The organism is Anoxybacillus tengchongensis, assembly GCF_014201585.1.
Classification (GTDB): domain Bacteria; phylum Bacillota; class Bacilli; order Bacillales; family Anoxybacillaceae; genus Anoxybacillus; species Anoxybacillus tengchongensis.
Genome location: NZ_JACHES010000007.1, coordinates 15,837 through 31,290 on the forward strand (window position 1 = coordinate 15,837; position 15,454 = coordinate 31,290).

The window sequence follows — 15,454 nt, forward strand, 5'->3', positions numbered from 1 at the left end:
GGAACGGAAAATGAAAGGTTGGGTTCATGTTGCGGCGATTATTTTTTCTGTTGATGATCACGATGGTGTTTTTATTGGGCATCGGATGTCAACGTACAGAGTCAAACATAAAAGAAAAGGAGTCCCCACCAACAACCGTTGAACAAAAAAATGAACCAGAAACAAAAGACATAGCTTGGATGTTTCCGTTAACAGGCATGCCAACAAATGAAAAAACGATGCAACGTGCGGTGGCAGTGATGATCAATAACTATCCTGCTGCACGGCCACAATCGGGGTTACACAAAGCAGACATCGTGTATGAAGTGCTTGCAGAAGGAGATATTACACGGCTGTTAGCGATTTACCAAAGCGAACAACCTGATATCATCGGGCCTGTTCGAAGCGCAAGAGATTATTTTGTTCACCTAAGCAACGGTTTTCATGCGTTATACGTATGTCACGGATGGAGTCCGGAAGCGCAAACGTTATTAAAGTCTGGTGCTACAGATTACGTAAATGGTTTATTTTATGATGGAACGTTATTTTGGCGGGATCGTACACGAAAGGCACCACACAACTCGTATATTTCCTTTGAAAATATTAAAAAAGGTGCCGAAAAAAACGGCTATGTTTTTGAAGAAGAAGTCAAACCGTTACCTTTTTTTACAAACGATTTGACAAATGCTATAAAAGCAACGAATATTGATGTGGTATACTCCAAACGGTCGTATGCTCACGTTCATTATGCATATGATGGAACGAAATACGTTCGTTCGAGTGGTGGCGAACCAACAATCGATCGGGAGACACGTACACCTATTGCGGTAGAAAACGTGTTCGTCATTGAAGCAACGCATGAAATTATTGATGACTATGGTCGGAGAGAAATCGACTTTACATCAGGTGGAAAAGGGTACTTATTTCAAAAGGGAACGGTGCAAGAAATACAATGGAAAAATGTTAATGGACGCCTTCTTCCTTACAAAAACGGTGTTCCGCTCGGGTTTGTTAAAGGAAAAACATGGATTCAAGTTGTTCCAGATTTAAAGCGAGTACAATATGAATAGGGGGAAATATATGCAAATTAATAAATTGCGTGGCAGAGAGCTCGATCAATTATTTCGAGCGATTTTGTCATTAAAAGATTTAGAAGAATGCTATCGTTTTTTCGATGATTTATGTACAGTGAATGAAATACAAGCGCTTGCGCAGCGATTGGAAGTAGCTCGTATGTTGCGTGAAGGATATACGTATCATAAAATTGAGACAGAAACAGGGGCAAGCACAGCGACTATTTCGCGTGTAAAACGTTGCTTAAACTACGGAAATGATGCGTATGCGATGGCACTCGACCGCATTTATAACGAACAACAGGGGGAGGCTGGCTCACAATGAGTCAGCTTCTTTTTACGATTTTTTGCTATGATTTTTGTTATAATGAGATGAGGTGAAAAAAATGAATGAGATAACAACGTGGCGACATGTGTTTAAATTAGATCCAAATAAAGATATAACAGATGAGCAGTTAGAACAAGTATGTGAATCAGGTACGGATGCGATCATTGTTGGTGGAAGTGACGGTGTGACGCTTGAAAACGTCATCGATCTACTTGCTCGCGTGCGCCGCTTTTCCGTTCCTTGTGTGCTAGAAGTATCGAATATCGAGGCGATCACTCCTGGATTTGACTATTACTTTATTCCAATGGTGCTAAATAGTCGTGATCTTACTTGGCTCATTGATTTGCATCATGAAGCGGTGAAGCAGTTTGGTGATTTAATCAATTGGGAAGAACTGTTTGTTGAAGGATATTGCATTTTAAACGAGGAATGTAAGGCTGCATCGTTAACAAGTGCACGAACGAATGTAACAGATGAAGATGTGATTGCGTATGCTCGAATGGCAGAACATATGTATCAACTCCCAATTTTTTATATGGAATATAGTGGGCGGTACGGGGATGTGGAGCTTGTAGAAAAAGTGAAGCGAACGCTAAGTCGCACACGTTTATTTTATGGTGGTGGCATTCATACACCTGAACAAGCGCAAGAAATGGCGATGTGGGCGGATACGGTTGTCGTCGGAAACGCCATTTATACAAATTTACAAATGGCATTACAAACAGTTGAAGTGGTAAAAGGAAAATCAACATAAATGGAGAATAAAAAAGAGAACATATGTTTTGGTGGTGGGAAAATGAGTATGTCAGCACGTATGCTGTTAGAAGGGTTAAATGAAAAACAAAAAGAGGCGGTGAAAACGACAGAGGGTCCGCTTTTAATTATGGCGGGAGCAGGAAGTGGGAAAACGCGCGTATTAACGCATCGCATCGCTTATTTAATGGCGGAAAAAGACGTTGCCCCGTGGAACATTTTAGCGATTACCTTCACAAACAAAGCCGCACGTGAAATGAAAGAACGCGTGGAGCGCATCGTTGGGAAACAAGCGGAAGATATATGGATTTCGACGTTTCATTCGATGTGCGTCCGCATTTTACGACGAGACATCGACCGCATTGGCATCCATGCGAACTTTTCTATTTTGGACCCAACCGATCAATTATCAGTGTTAAAACATATTTTAAAAGACCGTAATATTGATCCAAAAAAATACGATCCACGTGCACTGTTAGGCGTGATTAGTAGCGCAAAAAATGAATTGATGACGCCAGAAAAATATGCTGAACAAGCAGCAAATCCATATGAACGGCTTGTGGCGGAAGTATATAAAGATTATCAAAAACGATTGTTGCGTAATCACGCGCTTGATTTCGATGATCTAATTATGACGACGATCCAATTATTCCAACGCGTTCCGGAAGTGTTAGAATACTATCAACGAAAGTTCCAATACATTCATGTCGATGAATATCAAGATACGAACCGATCACAATATTTGCTCGTGAACATGCTTGCAAAACGTTTTCAAAACTTATGTGTCGTCGGTGATTCTGACCAATCGATTTATCGTTGGCGCGGTGCCGATATTAGCAACATTTTATCGTTTGAAAAAGACTATCCGAATGCTAAAGTCATTTTGCTTGAACAAAATTACCGTTCAACGAAACGGATTTTACAAGCAGCGAATGCGGTCATTGAGCATAACACGCAACGAAAACCGAAAAAACTTTGGACAGAAAATAGTGAGGGACACGCGCTTGTGTATTACGAAGCGATGACGGAAATAGATGAAGCGCAATTTGTCGTTGGAAAAATTAAAGAATATGTTGATGCAGGAAAACGAGCGTATAAAGATTTTGCTGTTTTATATCGGACGAATGCGCAATCACGTGTGCTTGAAGAAATGTTATTGAAGGCGAACATTCCATATAAAATTGTCGGTGGTTTAAAATTCTATGATCGAAAAGAAATTAAAGACATTTTAGCGTATTTACGTTTAATTGCGAATCCAAATGATGACATTAGTTTCACGCGCATCATCAACGTCCCAAAGCGCGGTATTGGAACATCGACAATTGATAAAATTGCATCATATGCTTCTAGCCGTGGGATATCAATGTTTGATGCGCTTGCTTCCATTGAAGAGATTGGAATTAGTGCGCGCATTGCTGCACCGCTCATACAATTTCGCGAACAAATTCATCATTGGAGTCAAATGCAACATTATTTATCTGTAACCGAACTTGTTGAAGATGTACTCGATCGTTCAGGTTACCGCGATATGCTTCGCGAAGAAAAAACGTTAGAGGCACATAGCCGCCTTGAAAACATTGATGAGTTTTTATCAGTAACTCAACATTTTGAACAAGTGAATGAAGATAAGTCTCTCGTTGCCTTTTTGACAGACTTGGCACTTGTGGCAGATATTGATCAGCTTGATAATGATAGCGAAGGACAGACAAATAATGCAGTCGTTTTAATGACGCTTCATTCAGCCAAAGGATTAGAGTTTCCAGTTGTCTTTTTAGTCGGCCTTGAAGAAGGAATCTTCCCACATAACCGTTCATTAAATGATGAAGATGAAATGGAAGAAGAACGCCGTCTAGCGTATGTCGGTATTACTCGCGCGGAGGAAGAACTCTTTTTAACGCGCGCACATATGCGTACGTTATTTGGACAAACGCACGTCAACGCCCCATCGCGATTTATTGATGAAATTCCTGAAGAGTTAATTGAATATGCGCATAAACGTGTCAAAAAACACCCGTCCTCTCAACGTCCATCTACTGTTTCACACGGAGGATGGCGTGTAGGCGATAAAGTAAGCCACAAAGTATGGGGGATTGGAACAATTGTGCGCGTAAAAGAAAGCGATGGCGATCAAGAGCTAGATGTTGCTTTTTCAAGTCCCATTGGGATTAAGCGACTATTGGCGAAATTTGCTCCGATTATGAAGGTGTAGAAAGGGTGGAAAAGGTGGCACAACACGACGTTAAAAAGCAAATGGGTGAATTGCGTGAACAAATTGAAAAGCATAATTACGCATATTACGTGTTAGATCAACCGTCTATTTCTGATGCGGAATACGATGAATTGATGAGAAGATTAATGGAGTTAGAGGAGCAATATCCGCAATATAAAACGCCAGACTCTCCATCGCAGCGCGTTGGTGGTGCCCCGTTAGAAGCGTTTAAAAAAGTTACCCACCGCGTGCCGATGCTTAGTTTAAGTAATGCTTTCAATGAAGGAGATTTGCGCGATTTTGACCGCCGTGTGCGCCAAGAAGTTGGCGATGTACGTTACGTATGTGAATTAAAAATCGACGGTTTAGCGGTATCGCTTCGCTATGAAGATGGTTATTTTGTACAAGGAGCGACGCGTGGTGATGGAACGACGGGCGAGGATATTACGGAAAACTTAAAAACGATTCGTTCGTTACCGCTTCGATTACGGAAACAAGTGACAATTGAAGTGCGCGGAGAAGCATATATGCCACGACAATCGTTTGAAAAGCTAAATGAACAGCGAAAAATGAATGGGGAAGAATTGTTTGCTAATCCGCGCAATGCGGCTGCTGGCTCGCTTCGCCAGCTTGACCCAAAAATCGTCGCTGCTCGCCAACTAGATGTATTTATATATAGTGTTGTTAATAGCGAAGAGATCGGACTTGTCTCTCATAGTGAATCGCTTCGTTATTTAGATGAGCTCGGATTTAAAACTAACCCAACATGGCAAGTATGTGAAACGATTGATGACGTGCTTGCTTACATCGAGCAGTGGCATGAACGGCGAGCGTCATTGCCATATGATATTGATGGGATCGTCATTAAAGTAGATGCATTTGCGCAGCAAAAGCAACTCGGAGCAACAGCAAAAAGTCCGCGTTGGGCGATTGCGTATAAATTTCCGGCAGAAGAAGTTGTGACACAACTTGTTGATATTGAATTAAGCGTTGGTCGGACAGGCGTGGTGACACCGACCGCCATTTTGCAACCGGTACGCGTCGCAGGGACAATCGTGCAACGTGCTTCGCTTCATAATGAAGACTACATTCGTGAGAAAGATATTCGTCTTGGTGATTACGTCGTGATTAAAAAAGCAGGCGATATTATTCCAGAGGTTGTTCGTTCATTGCCAGAGCGGCGGACAGGAAAAGAAAAGCCGTTTGATATGCCAACGCATTGCCCAGCGTGTGCGAGCGAACTTGTTCGATTGGATGATGAAGTTGCCCTTCGTTGTGTTAATCCACAATGTCCCGCACAAATTCGAGAAGGGCTCATTCATTTCGTTTCACGTCAAGCGATGAATATTGATGGATTAGGCGAAAAAGTGATTGCTCAACTATTTGAACAAGGTCTTGTTCAAAGTGTAGCAGATTTGTACACGTTAACGAAAGACCAGCTTGTCTCACTAGAACGAATGGGTGAGAAATCAGCAACAAACTTACTGCAAGCGATTGAAGCGTCGAAACAAAATTCGCTTGAACGTTTATTGTTTGGGCTCGGTATTCGCCACGTTGGCGCGAAAGCTGCAAAAACGTTAGCAGAACATTTTGAAACGATGGAACGTCTTCAACAAGCGACAAAAGAAGAGCTAACAGCCATTCATGAAATCGGTGAAAAAATGGCCGATTCAATCGTTACGTATTTTTCAAAAGAAGAAGTGAAGCAGTTGCTTGACCGTTTGCGAGCGCATGGCGTCAATATGACATATAAAGGTGCAAAACGGACAGCGGATGCAAGTGCAACATTTGCTGGGAAGACGTTTGTTTTAACAGGCACGTTACAATCGATGTCGCGCAGTGAAGCAAAAGAAAAAATTGAAGCGTTAGGTGGAAAAGTAACAGGAAGCGTCAGCAAAAAAACAGATGTTGTCGTAGTCGGTGAAGACGCGGGATCAAAATTAGAAAAAGCAAGACAACTTGGCATTACGATTTGGGATGAAGCGCGTTTTCTTCAAGAAATTCAACAATAAAAGCAGGTGTGGACGATGAAAAAGTTAATCATATTGCTCACTTGTACGCTTCTTACTTTGTCAGCATGCGCGCCAAAATTTAATCAAGAAGAACAAGTGGTGCAAGAAACGGAAAATAAAAAACAAAAAGCGATTATTCCAAAGTACAATATTTCTAACTCGTATTATCGTACGATTTTACCGTTTCAACCTGGAGAGGCACGCGGACTGGTCGTTGAGAATGTAAACACGAGATTAGATATGGATGAATTTGAGCTCGGTTTAATGCGCATTGCACAAGAAAAGTTTTCTCCGTCACAATATTTATTTCAGCAAGGGCAATATTTAGACCGAAAAACGATTGAGTCGTGGCTTAAACGAAAACAAGGGAATGGGGAAGGGCTAAATCCTTCGCTCGGAAACGAAGGGACGAATGAAGAGAAAAACAAAAAACACCCGCTTTACATTTCGCATATTTTAGAACATAACTATTTGGTTAAAACAGGAAACGATAAAGTCCAATTAGGTGGAGTCGTCATTGGGCTTGCGATGAATTCGGTTCATTACTATGAGACGGAAGAAGGGTATCCACGAGAAGTAAAAATTTCGAAAAGCGATATGGAGAAAGAAGGGAAAAAAGCCGCAGAAGAAATTGTTTCTCGCTTACGTAAAATTAATGGGTTAAAGGAAGTGCCAATTGTTATTGGCTTATTTGAGCAGCAACCAAAATCGTCTATCGTCCCAGGACACTTTTTTGCTGCTGGCTACGTAGATAAAGGGAGCAATACGATTCAGGATTGGGAAAAAATCAATGAAGAATATTATGTTTTCCCATCGGATGAAGCGGAAAAAAATCACCGCGATGATTTAGTGAAGTTTTTAAACTTAAAGTCAGATATTGAAGAATTTTTCCCGAATTACACCGGAGTCATTGGCAGAGCATTTTATCGCGATGACCAACTACAACAATTGACGATTGACATTGTGATGCAGTTTTATGGAAAAGCAGAAGTCATCGGATTTACGCAATATGTCACAGGTCTTCTCATGGAGAAAATGCCTAATTATATGCCGATTTCCGTTTATATTTCGTCGGTGCGTGGACCAGAAAGTATTATTATAAAAAACCCGGATAAAAGTGAACCGTTTGTTCATATATATCAGCCGTAACATTTGAATATGTATCGTTCATCCGTTAGAATGAAATTGTGTGTATGAAAACGCTTTTGTAATTTCAACAAAGGGGGCTTACATGATGGTACAACCTTACAAACATGAACCATTTACTGATTTTACAGTCGAAGCAAACAAAAAAGCGTTTGAAGAAGGATTAAAAACGGTACAAGCTTATCTCGGTCAAGATTATCCGCTTGTGATTGGCGGCGAGCGAATCATGACAGAAGATAAAATTGTTTCGATCAACCCTGCAAATAAAACAGAAATTGTTGGTCGCGTGGCGAAAGCAAATAAAGACTTAGCGGAAAAAGCGATGCAAGCAGCAGACGCAGCATTTACATGGTGGAGCAAAACGAAGCCAGAAATGCGCGCAAATATTTTATTCCGTGCGGCAGCGATTGTGCGTCGTCGCAAACATGAATTTTCAGCATTGCTTGTCAAAGAATCAGGAAAACCATGGAAAGAGGCGGATGCGGATACTGCCGAAGCAATTGACTTTATGGAATATTATGCTCGTCAAATGTTGAAATTGAAAGACGGCATCCCTGTCGAAAGCCGTCCGGGAGAAACAAACCGTTTCTTCTACATTCCACTTGGTGTCGGCGTTGTTATTTCGCCGTGGAACTTCCCGTTTGCGATTATGGCAGGAACAACCGTTGCCGCGCTTGTGACAGGAAATACAGTATTGTTAAAACCAGCGAGTGCAACGCCAGTCGTGGCGTATAAGTTTGTTGAAGTGTTAGAAGAAGCAGGGCTTCCAGCAGGTGTATTAAACTACATTCCAGGAAGCGGTGCAGAAGTAGGCGATTATTTAGTTGACCATCCGCGCACACGTTTCATTAGCTTCACAGGTTCTCGCGATGTTGGTATTCGCATTTATGAGCGTGCGGCTAAAGTGCATCCAGGACAAATTTGGCTCAAGCGTGTTATTGCGGAAATGGGCGGAAAAGACACAATCGTTGTGGACAAAGAAGCAGATTTAGAATTAGCTGCTCAATCCATCGTTGCCTCTGCTTTTGGCTTTTCTGGTCAAAAATGTTCGGCATGCTCACGTGTTGTGGCGCTCGAAGAAGTGTATGACCAAGTATTAAATCGCGTCGTTGAGTTAACGAAACAATTAAAAGTCGGCAACCCAGAAGAACAAAGCACATTTATGGGACCGGTTATCGACCAATCGGCATACAACAAAATTATGGAATATATCGAAATTGGTAAACAAGAAGGTAAGCTCATGACAGGTGGCGAAGGAGACGACTCGAAAGGCTTCTTCATTCAGCCAACGGTGTTTGCAGATGTTGATCCAAAAGCGCGCATTATGCAAGAAGAAATTTTCGGACCTGTTGTGGCGTTCACGAAAGCAAAAGACTTCGACCATGCGCTTGAAATCGCCAATAACACAGAATACGGCTTAACAGGCGCCGTCATTTCAAATAACCGCTTTAACCTAGAAAAAGCGCGTGAAGAGTTCCATGTCGGAAACCTTTACTTTAATCGTGGTTGCACAGGCGCGATCGTCGGCTACCATCCATTCGGCGGGTTCAATATGTCTGGAACAGACTCGAAAGCAGGTGGACCAGACTACTTACTTCTTCATATGCAAGCAAAAACGGTGTCAGAAATGTTTTAATGGAAAACCCCTCTTGGCGAAAATGCTAAGAGGGGTTTCAAATATGTAAGATAAGAGTGATAGGGTATAATGAAGAAAAGCATCCTTCATATGATATAGAAGTGGGTGGTGATGGGCGATTGAGTACAAACATGTACGGATTAAAAAAGCAAACATTTTATAACCTCATTTGTGTGTTTCAAAATTATGCTAACATCATTGAAAAAGTGATTTTGTTCGGATCAAGGGCAAGAGGCGATTATAAAGAAACGTCGGACATCGATATTGCGATTAAGTTTAGAAGCCATAACGAGCAGCTGTACCGCATTCAAGACGATTTAGCAGAAGCAAATATCATTTATACGGTGGATGCTATTGATTATGAAAAGATCAGCAATGAAAAACTCAAATCGTACATTGAGCTCGAAGGAAAGACAATTTTTTTAACGAATGAACGAGGGGAGGCAGTTGTGACGATGAATAAAATCATCGATAAACTATTTGACTTTGAAAAAGCATTAAATAAACTACATCAAAGCATTACGCGTGATGTGGAAAAAGATGACCTAGTTCTTGACGCGACAATTCAACGATTTGAATTTACGTACGAACTAGCATGGAAATGGATGAAAAGCTACTTAGAATATAACGGAAACAACGAAGTCACAAGTCCGCGAAAAACGATTAAACAAGCATTTAAAGAAGGACTTATTCAAGATGGAGAAGCGTGGATTCAAATGTTAGAAGATCGAAATAGGACATCACATACATACGATGAACAAATAGCGATGAAAATTTATGAACATGTTCGCCAGCGCTATGTTCATTTATTTGATCAGCTATTAGTAGAGATGAAAAAACGAGTTCGTGAATTGGAAGAATAGGGAAAATATTTTCATCGGTAACTATTCATCCACATCATAAAGTGAGCTGAATATTTTTTGCTTTTCCTGTCTATGATGTGAATACTGATAGACAAGGAGGTGAATCGCATGTTGACGGTACAACAAGCTGTATTTACAGTTGAGAGCTTCATCGGCAAAGTTCAACAACAAAAACAGCTCATTCATCAACTCGTTCAAGAAAATGAACATTTGCGTCAAGAAAACAAACAGCTGCGCAAAGAAAATGAACAACTCAAGTATTGCGTTCAAGAGCTGGAAGCACGCACGAAAAAAAACAGCTCCAATAGCCATTTGCCCCCATCTTCTGACCGTTTTCACACCCATTCTTCTCGTCAGCCATCTGGCAACAAACCAGGCGGACAAGAAGGGCATCAAGGAACGACGCTCCATCAAGTGGAACATCCACATCATCGCATCGTCCATCGTGTGCACACGTGTCAAGGATGTGGGGCTTCTTTGCGTGAAGTCAAACCGTTCAAAGTCGATGTCCGTCAAGTGTTCGATCTCCCTCCCGTGACGATCGAGGTGACACAACATGAACGTGAAGTGAAATCCTGTCCACATTGCCGATGTGTTCAACAAGCAGAGTTTCCACCACATGTCACGAATCATGTGCAATATGGTCCACGGCTCACGGCGCTCGCTGTATATTTGCACCATATTCAATTGATCCCTTACAAACGTTTGAGTGATACGATCGAAGCATGATATCAACACCCAATCAGTACAGGAACCCTTGCCAATATGGTGAAACGAGGACGCGAAGCGCTAGAATCCAATATGGACATGATCGAAGACGCCTTGCTTGACTCTGATATCTTGCATGTCGATGAAACGAGTTTGCGCATGGATGGGAAACTCGCATGGGTGCATGTCGCGTGTACATCGAAATATACGTACTTGGCTCCTCACGTTTCTCGCGGAAAGAAAGCGACCGATGACATCGGGATTCTTCCCCGATATCAAGGGACGATGATGCACGATGGGTTCGGTACGTATCCGAGATACACGAAAGCCACCCATGCTCTTTGCCATGCCCATCATTTGCGTGAATTGAAGGGTTTCATCGAACAAGGGCATACATGGGCATCGCGCATGACCACGTTTCTATTAGCCGCCAAACAGGCCGTCGAAGCTCATCACGGTACACTTTCCAAAAAAGAAGCGAAACGATGGGAACGAATGTATGATCGCATCCTAGCGAAAGCACAGCACGGATGGGAAACGATGACGCCTCTTCCGAAAAAATCACTCGCTTTTATTCGACGGCTTCAGAAACGAAAGGAAGAAGCGCTGCGTTTTTCACGTAAAGTGCATGTTCCCTTTGACAACAACCAAGCCGAATGCGATCTTCGCATGGTCAAAGTCAAAGAGAACATTTCGGGTACGTTTCGTGAAGAAACATTCGCCCAGTCTGCATCACAAGAAGCATCGTTTCCACACTGACGAAACACGAAAAAAACGTGTGGGATTCGTTATGTCTTCTGTTGACAGGCGAAACGCTCGATCGTGTTCTTTCTACCACTTAGGGCATTTTCTATTACGGGGATGCCCTATTTGTGTTGAGCTTCTTTACATACTACTATCGGGATGAATAGTTACTTTTAATCGGCATATATAACCCCCTTACAAAATTCACATTAATATTATTTAATACTGGTAGTTCTGATAGCAATCTGTAAAATTTGTGTAAAAAATTATATTTATTTTTTATCCTACGTCAAACTCTAACATTTTTGGTCTTTCGTTATTGATCAGCTCATTAATCTGTCCTGGAGTTCACCGTATTGCTCTACTCGCATACTTTCGGATCTTTGTTGCGGGTCACCAGATCCTCGAACTTCCTGCGTGCCTAGTGGCACAGAGGCAATCACTACACTACCCGAGTCGGTACGGCAAACTAGTTCTATGCGGTCATACCGATCCCAGTCTGGGATCGCGTTCTTGAAAATCAACGCGACCTCATGCAACAGGCGGGTCGCTGGGTATTCCGGTCCACACACGCCCAATTCTACGCCGTCTGCTGCTTTCGCCGCCAAATCGGCAATCGCGGTAGCGCGAACCACCTTGGCGTATTGGGGCCAGCGGACAAACTTGGCCACCTTGTTCTCGAGCATCAGTTGGAACAGCCGGTGCTTCTTGCCATCGTCGGTCGACCGAACTACGATTTCCTCCATGGCATCCACAGGCAACCACGCCCTTTGCCACGCCCGGTGCTGGTTTCGTTGAGCACGTACAGCGCGCTCGTACAGTTCGGACTCGGAGGGTGCTCGCACGGCGCCATTCGTCAGGCCATTAGAGTACATTGGCACCGAGGTGAACGGCCACTCCTCAGACTGTCGTATTAGCACCGTGATTAGAACCACGCACGCGAGCATTCCCACGGTGGTGAACAAGCCTCCCAAGGAGACAGCGGAGGTGGTGCTCGAATGGTCGGTCAGGCTCGGCACAATCAGAAGCAGGTAGCACCACATTTGTACCAAGTACATGGGACGCATCACGCACATGATGCCGATATGTAGCCAAATCCAGCATACGACCAACGGAATCCGCCACGAGGGAACGAAGATCGCGACCGGGGCCAACAGTTCGATTAGCACGGTCAGAGATGCTAACACCCGGCACAGCACCGGGCTACCCACCAATAGTTTGGTCATGAAGGGCCAGCGGGACGGCGAGTACTTAACATAGAACCGCAATGCGTCGCCATTTAACCACCCGAGGCCACCGTAGAGGAGCTTGGACACGCCGCCGGCGAACATAATGTAGGATAGGACCAATAGCAACAATTTTGGGGCAAACCCTGAGGTGAACGCCGATTGATCGGGCACCAACAGAGGCCAGTTCACGTACTGGGCGAGCAGACCGTCTAGCGAGAAGTCGTAGGACACCGAGAAGCACATGGCCAGCAACGCGTACAGCGCCGAGTGCTTCGAGTGGTGGGCGCCTAGCGCACCAGCATTTACCATATGCAAGAATGCGAAACCCAGGAACGTCAGTACACCAGTGACCGGCTGGAAGAACCCGGCCGCGGCCGCTACCCACATTGCGATTGTCAGCTTGGCCACAACTGACAGCACGCGGGGACTAACCCAGCGGAGGCCCAGCAGCCGCATCGCCAAGACCGGGGTGTAAAAGACACGCTCGGTTCTGTCCATAATCTTCGCCGCCTGTAGTGGCGTCGGAAAGTCGACGATACACAGCACAAGCAAACCAGTGTAGAAGACCGCCCGTAGCACCCCGGACACCGGTGCCATATCGAACAGCCACCAATGCGTGACAATGTTCATCGCTATACCCCCCCAAAGGATAAATCCTCTCCATTGACATATTATTGAGAACTCCTGAACCCATAAAAAGAAAGCCTTTCTCAAGTGCTAAAGTCTAGTAAAATCGAGATACGAGTTAGTTTTCATTTGCTTCTGAGATATTTTTTCATTTTAATGCTTGTTGGAATATACCCCATCTTGGTATATAACTGATATGCACGTTTGTTGTGCCCGAAAACATGTAACCCGATTGAACTTACATTCATCGAGGCAAGGTCAGTTTCAAATGCAATAAGTGACTGCTTTCCATATCCTTTGCCTTGAAATTCTTCGTATATCTTAAAGCTGTATATAAAAGCTGATTTCTCGCCATTGTTTTCTTTTACTTCATACCAAATCGTGCCTATTGCGCCTACTACTTCGTGATGCAATGAACACAAAAAATGACCATTCGTATGAATCCCTTTAGATAATAGTTCATTTGTTTCTTTGATTGCTCGTCCAATCGATTCTGATGGTGTCCATCTACCTTCCTTTACATTTTCTTCGGCATACTCTCTGACTGTCTCTTCGAAGAACCTTTTATATTGTTCTTCGTTCATTCGAACTAAAGTTATCATGGATATTCCTCCTAGATTAATTTCTGTCGGCCAAAATAGACTATGGTGTCGGCTTCAAATGCAGATTTACACAGCAATTTGGTGGAAAATTATTACTAATCTTAACTTAATACTACCATATTTCTTATAATTCTCAAATTTTAAACTTGACTAAATTATCATTCTATTATAATATAAACCTAAGTGATGTAAGGGGGTGGAATAAATGGATAAAAAATCAAAAAATAATACAGTAAAAGAAGAAACATTTATTTTTGAAGAACAGGAAACACCGATGGTTGTTATGCACCCGTCCGACTAATAATTAGCATGATCAGAACCATCTGAAACTCAATCAGGTGGTTCTTACTTTTATTATTTTATTATGTTGGGAAAGGGTTTGAGAAAATGTCACGATTGAACCGTTATTATTTAGCGCCTGATTTAGTCATTACATATCCTGATGGACAACCGCACTTGCATCTACCTTCTGTAAAACGCACTTTTAAAGTTGATTGGAAGGTATGCGAGATTATCTCCATGTTTTCGAGTGAAGACACAAGCTTACAACCGATTTTTTCAGAATCAATGATAACAAGTATTGTCGAACACTTGGTCAAAAATGGAATTCTCATCGACAAGGAAACAGATTACAATTTGACCATTGAGCAAATCGTAGAGGAATGGCAAGATTGGGATGAATCATCTTGGTTCCTTCATCTACAAACAAAAGATTCAAAATTTGAAACCACTGAAGAAGGTAGATTGAAAAATGTTGAAGAATTCAGAAAAAAAAGATCTCCTGCACCACAATATTTCAAGTGCAACTGCACAACATCTAGCATAAAACTACCGACTCCTAGTAAACTTTTAGATCAAACTTTGGTCAATTCTTTTATGAAACGTAGATCCTGTCGACGTTTTTCTGAAGAACCAATTTCACTACAAAACTTAGCCGATGTTCTATTTTACACGGGGGGGATTCTTTTCACAAATGACACACACTCCTATGGAATCGTAGCCAAAAAGCCCTCTCCCTCTCCGGGTGGACGACATTCAATAGAGTTATATCCGATTGTGAATGCATGTGAAGGTTTACGAAGCGGTGTGTACCATTACTGTCAAAAACACCACGCTTTACATCTTATTGAGGCAGAAGAAGACGTGAAGCCATTTCTATACGATGTCCTATATGGGCAAGATTATTTCCTGAATGCCGCAGTTACAGTTTTTTATACAAGTGTTATAGATCGTTTAAAATGGAAGTATAATACCAGTAGAGCCTATCGGCTCATGCATCTAGAAACAGGCCATTACGCGCAAAACTTTTTACTTATCTGTACTGCTCTTGATTTGGGTAGTTTTGTTACTGCAGCTTTCAAGGATAGTGTTATAGAAGAGAAATTGGGGATTTGTGGGATTCACGAAGTTGCGATGTACGTCTCCGGTATGGGCCATATTGTGTTTGATAAGACTACGCGATCAGATATTGAATATGGACAAGTACTGCCTGAAGGAATCGAGATTCGTCTCCCTATAGGAGACCATAGCTAACGAAAAGGGGAA

11 protein-coding genes and 1 pseudogene are annotated in these 15,454 nt (G+C 42.6%); 10 read left to right on the forward strand and 2 right to left on the reverse strand.

Features of this window, described 5'->3' with window-relative positions:
- Positions 1 to 26: 26 nt before the first annotated feature.
- From HNQ82_RS08780 to tnpC, 9 genes and pseudogenes are all read left to right on the forward strand, one after another.
- A complete protein-coding gene (locus tag HNQ82_RS08780) occupies positions 27 to 1,049 on the forward strand; it encodes a DUF3048 domain-containing protein (RefSeq protein ID WP_183248928.1) in 1,023 nt (340 codons plus the stop codon).
- Between the two features lie 10 nt (positions 1,050 to 1,059).
- Positions 1,060 to 1,377, forward strand: a complete 318-nt coding sequence (locus HNQ82_RS08785) for a YerC/YecD family TrpR-related protein (RefSeq protein WP_032100960.1) — start codon at positions 1,060 to 1,062, stop codon at positions 1,375 to 1,377.
- Positions 1,378 to 1,438: 61 nt separating this feature from the next.
- Complete coding sequence (pcrB, locus tag HNQ82_RS08790; protein WP_032100961.1) at positions 1,439 to 2,134, forward strand: heptaprenylglyceryl phosphate synthase; 696 nt, start codon at positions 1,439 to 1,441, stop codon at positions 2,132 to 2,134.
- Positions 2,135 to 2,176: 42 nt separating this feature from the next.
- A complete protein-coding gene (pcrA, locus tag HNQ82_RS08795; protein WP_032101069.1) occupies positions 2,177 to 4,342 on the forward strand; it encodes a DNA helicase PcrA in 2,166 nt (721 codons plus the stop codon).
- A gap of 5 nt (positions 4,343 to 4,347) precedes the next feature.
- On the forward strand, positions 4,348 to 6,354 hold the full coding sequence (ligA, locus tag HNQ82_RS08800; protein WP_183248930.1) for an NAD-dependent DNA ligase LigA: 2,007 nt from the start codon (positions 4,348 to 4,350) through the stop codon (positions 6,352 to 6,354).
- Positions 6,355 to 6,369: 15 nt separating this feature from the next.
- The gene (locus HNQ82_RS08805) at positions 6,370 to 7,503 is read left to right on the forward strand and encodes a CamS family sex pheromone protein (RefSeq protein ID WP_183248932.1); all 1,134 of its coding nucleotides are present in this window, start codon (positions 6,370 to 6,372) and stop codon (positions 7,501 to 7,503) included.
- An 85-nt stretch (positions 7,504 to 7,588) separates the two neighbouring features.
- Positions 7,589 to 9,136 (forward strand): L-glutamate gamma-semialdehyde dehydrogenase, encoded by a 1,548-nt coding sequence (pruA, locus tag HNQ82_RS08810; protein WP_183248934.1) that lies wholly within the window; start codon positions 7,589 to 7,591, stop codon positions 9,134 to 9,136.
- A 131-nt stretch (positions 9,137 to 9,267) separates the two neighbouring features.
- Positions 9,268 to 9,999 (forward strand): HI0074 family nucleotidyltransferase substrate-binding subunit, encoded by a 732-nt coding sequence (locus HNQ82_RS08815; RefSeq protein WP_183249136.1) that lies wholly within the window; start codon positions 9,268 to 9,270, stop codon positions 9,997 to 9,999.
- A 108-nt stretch (positions 10,000 to 10,107) separates the two neighbouring features.
- Positions 10,108 to 11,549: pseudogene (gene tnpC / locus HNQ82_RS08820) on the forward strand (IS66 family transposase).
- 225 nt (positions 11,550 to 11,774) lie between these two features.
- Here the strand turns inward: tnpC and HNQ82_RS08825 are convergent.
- Together HNQ82_RS08825 and HNQ82_RS08830 are read right to left on the reverse strand one after the other, a co-directional pair.
- Positions 11,775 to 13,310: a hypothetical protein gene (locus HNQ82_RS08825; protein ID WP_183248936.1), complete on the reverse strand. Its 1,536-nt coding sequence runs from the start codon at positions 13,308 to 13,310 to the stop codon at positions 11,775 to 11,777.
- A gap of 122 nt (positions 13,311 to 13,432) precedes the next feature.
- Positions 13,433 to 13,909, reverse strand: a complete 477-nt coding sequence (locus HNQ82_RS08830; RefSeq protein ID WP_088223588.1) for a GNAT family N-acetyltransferase — start codon at positions 13,907 to 13,909, stop codon at positions 13,433 to 13,435.
- 387 nt (positions 13,910 to 14,296) lie between these two features.
- Between HNQ82_RS08830 and HNQ82_RS08835 the strand changes: the two genes are divergently transcribed.
- The gene (locus HNQ82_RS08835) at positions 14,297 to 15,442 is read left to right on the forward strand and encodes a SagB/ThcOx family dehydrogenase (protein WP_183248938.1); all 1,146 of its coding nucleotides are present in this window, start codon (positions 14,297 to 14,299) and stop codon (positions 15,440 to 15,442) included.
- Positions 15,443 to 15,454: the final 12 nt, after the last annotated feature.

Coding starts and splice junctions, on each gene's coding strand:
- pcrA (WP_032101069.1), top strand. CDS start 2,177: ATGAGTATGTCAGCACGTATGCTGTTAGAAGGGTTAAATGAAAAACAA.
- pruA (WP_183248934.1), top strand. CDS start 7,589: ATGGTACAACCTTACAAACATGAACCATTTACTGATTTTACAGTCGAA.
- HNQ82_RS08805 (WP_183248932.1), top strand. CDS start 6,370: ATGAAAAAGTTAATCATATTGCTCACTTGTACGCTTCTTACTTTGTCA.
- pcrB (WP_032100961.1), top strand. CDS start 1,439: ATGAATGAGATAACAACGTGGCGACATGTGTTTAAATTAGATCCAAAT.
- HNQ82_RS08815 (WP_183249136.1), top strand. CDS start 9,268: ATGTACGGATTAAAAAAGCAAACATTTTATAACCTCATTTGTGTGTTT.
- HNQ82_RS08825 (WP_183248936.1), bottom strand. CDS start 13,310: ATGAACATTGTCACGCATTGGTGGCTGTTCGATATGGCACCGGTGTCC.
- HNQ82_RS08830 (WP_088223588.1), bottom strand. CDS start 13,909: ATGATAACTTTAGTTCGAATGAACGAAGAACAATATAAAAGGTTCTTC.
- HNQ82_RS08835 (WP_183248938.1), top strand. CDS start 14,297: ATGTCACGATTGAACCGTTATTATTTAGCGCCTGATTTAGTCATTACA.
- HNQ82_RS08785 (WP_032100960.1), top strand. CDS start 1,060: ATGCAAATTAATAAATTGCGTGGCAGAGAGCTCGATCAATTATTTCGA.
- HNQ82_RS08780 (WP_183248928.1), top strand. CDS start 27: ATGTTGCGGCGATTATTTTTTCTGTTGATGATCACGATGGTGTTTTTA.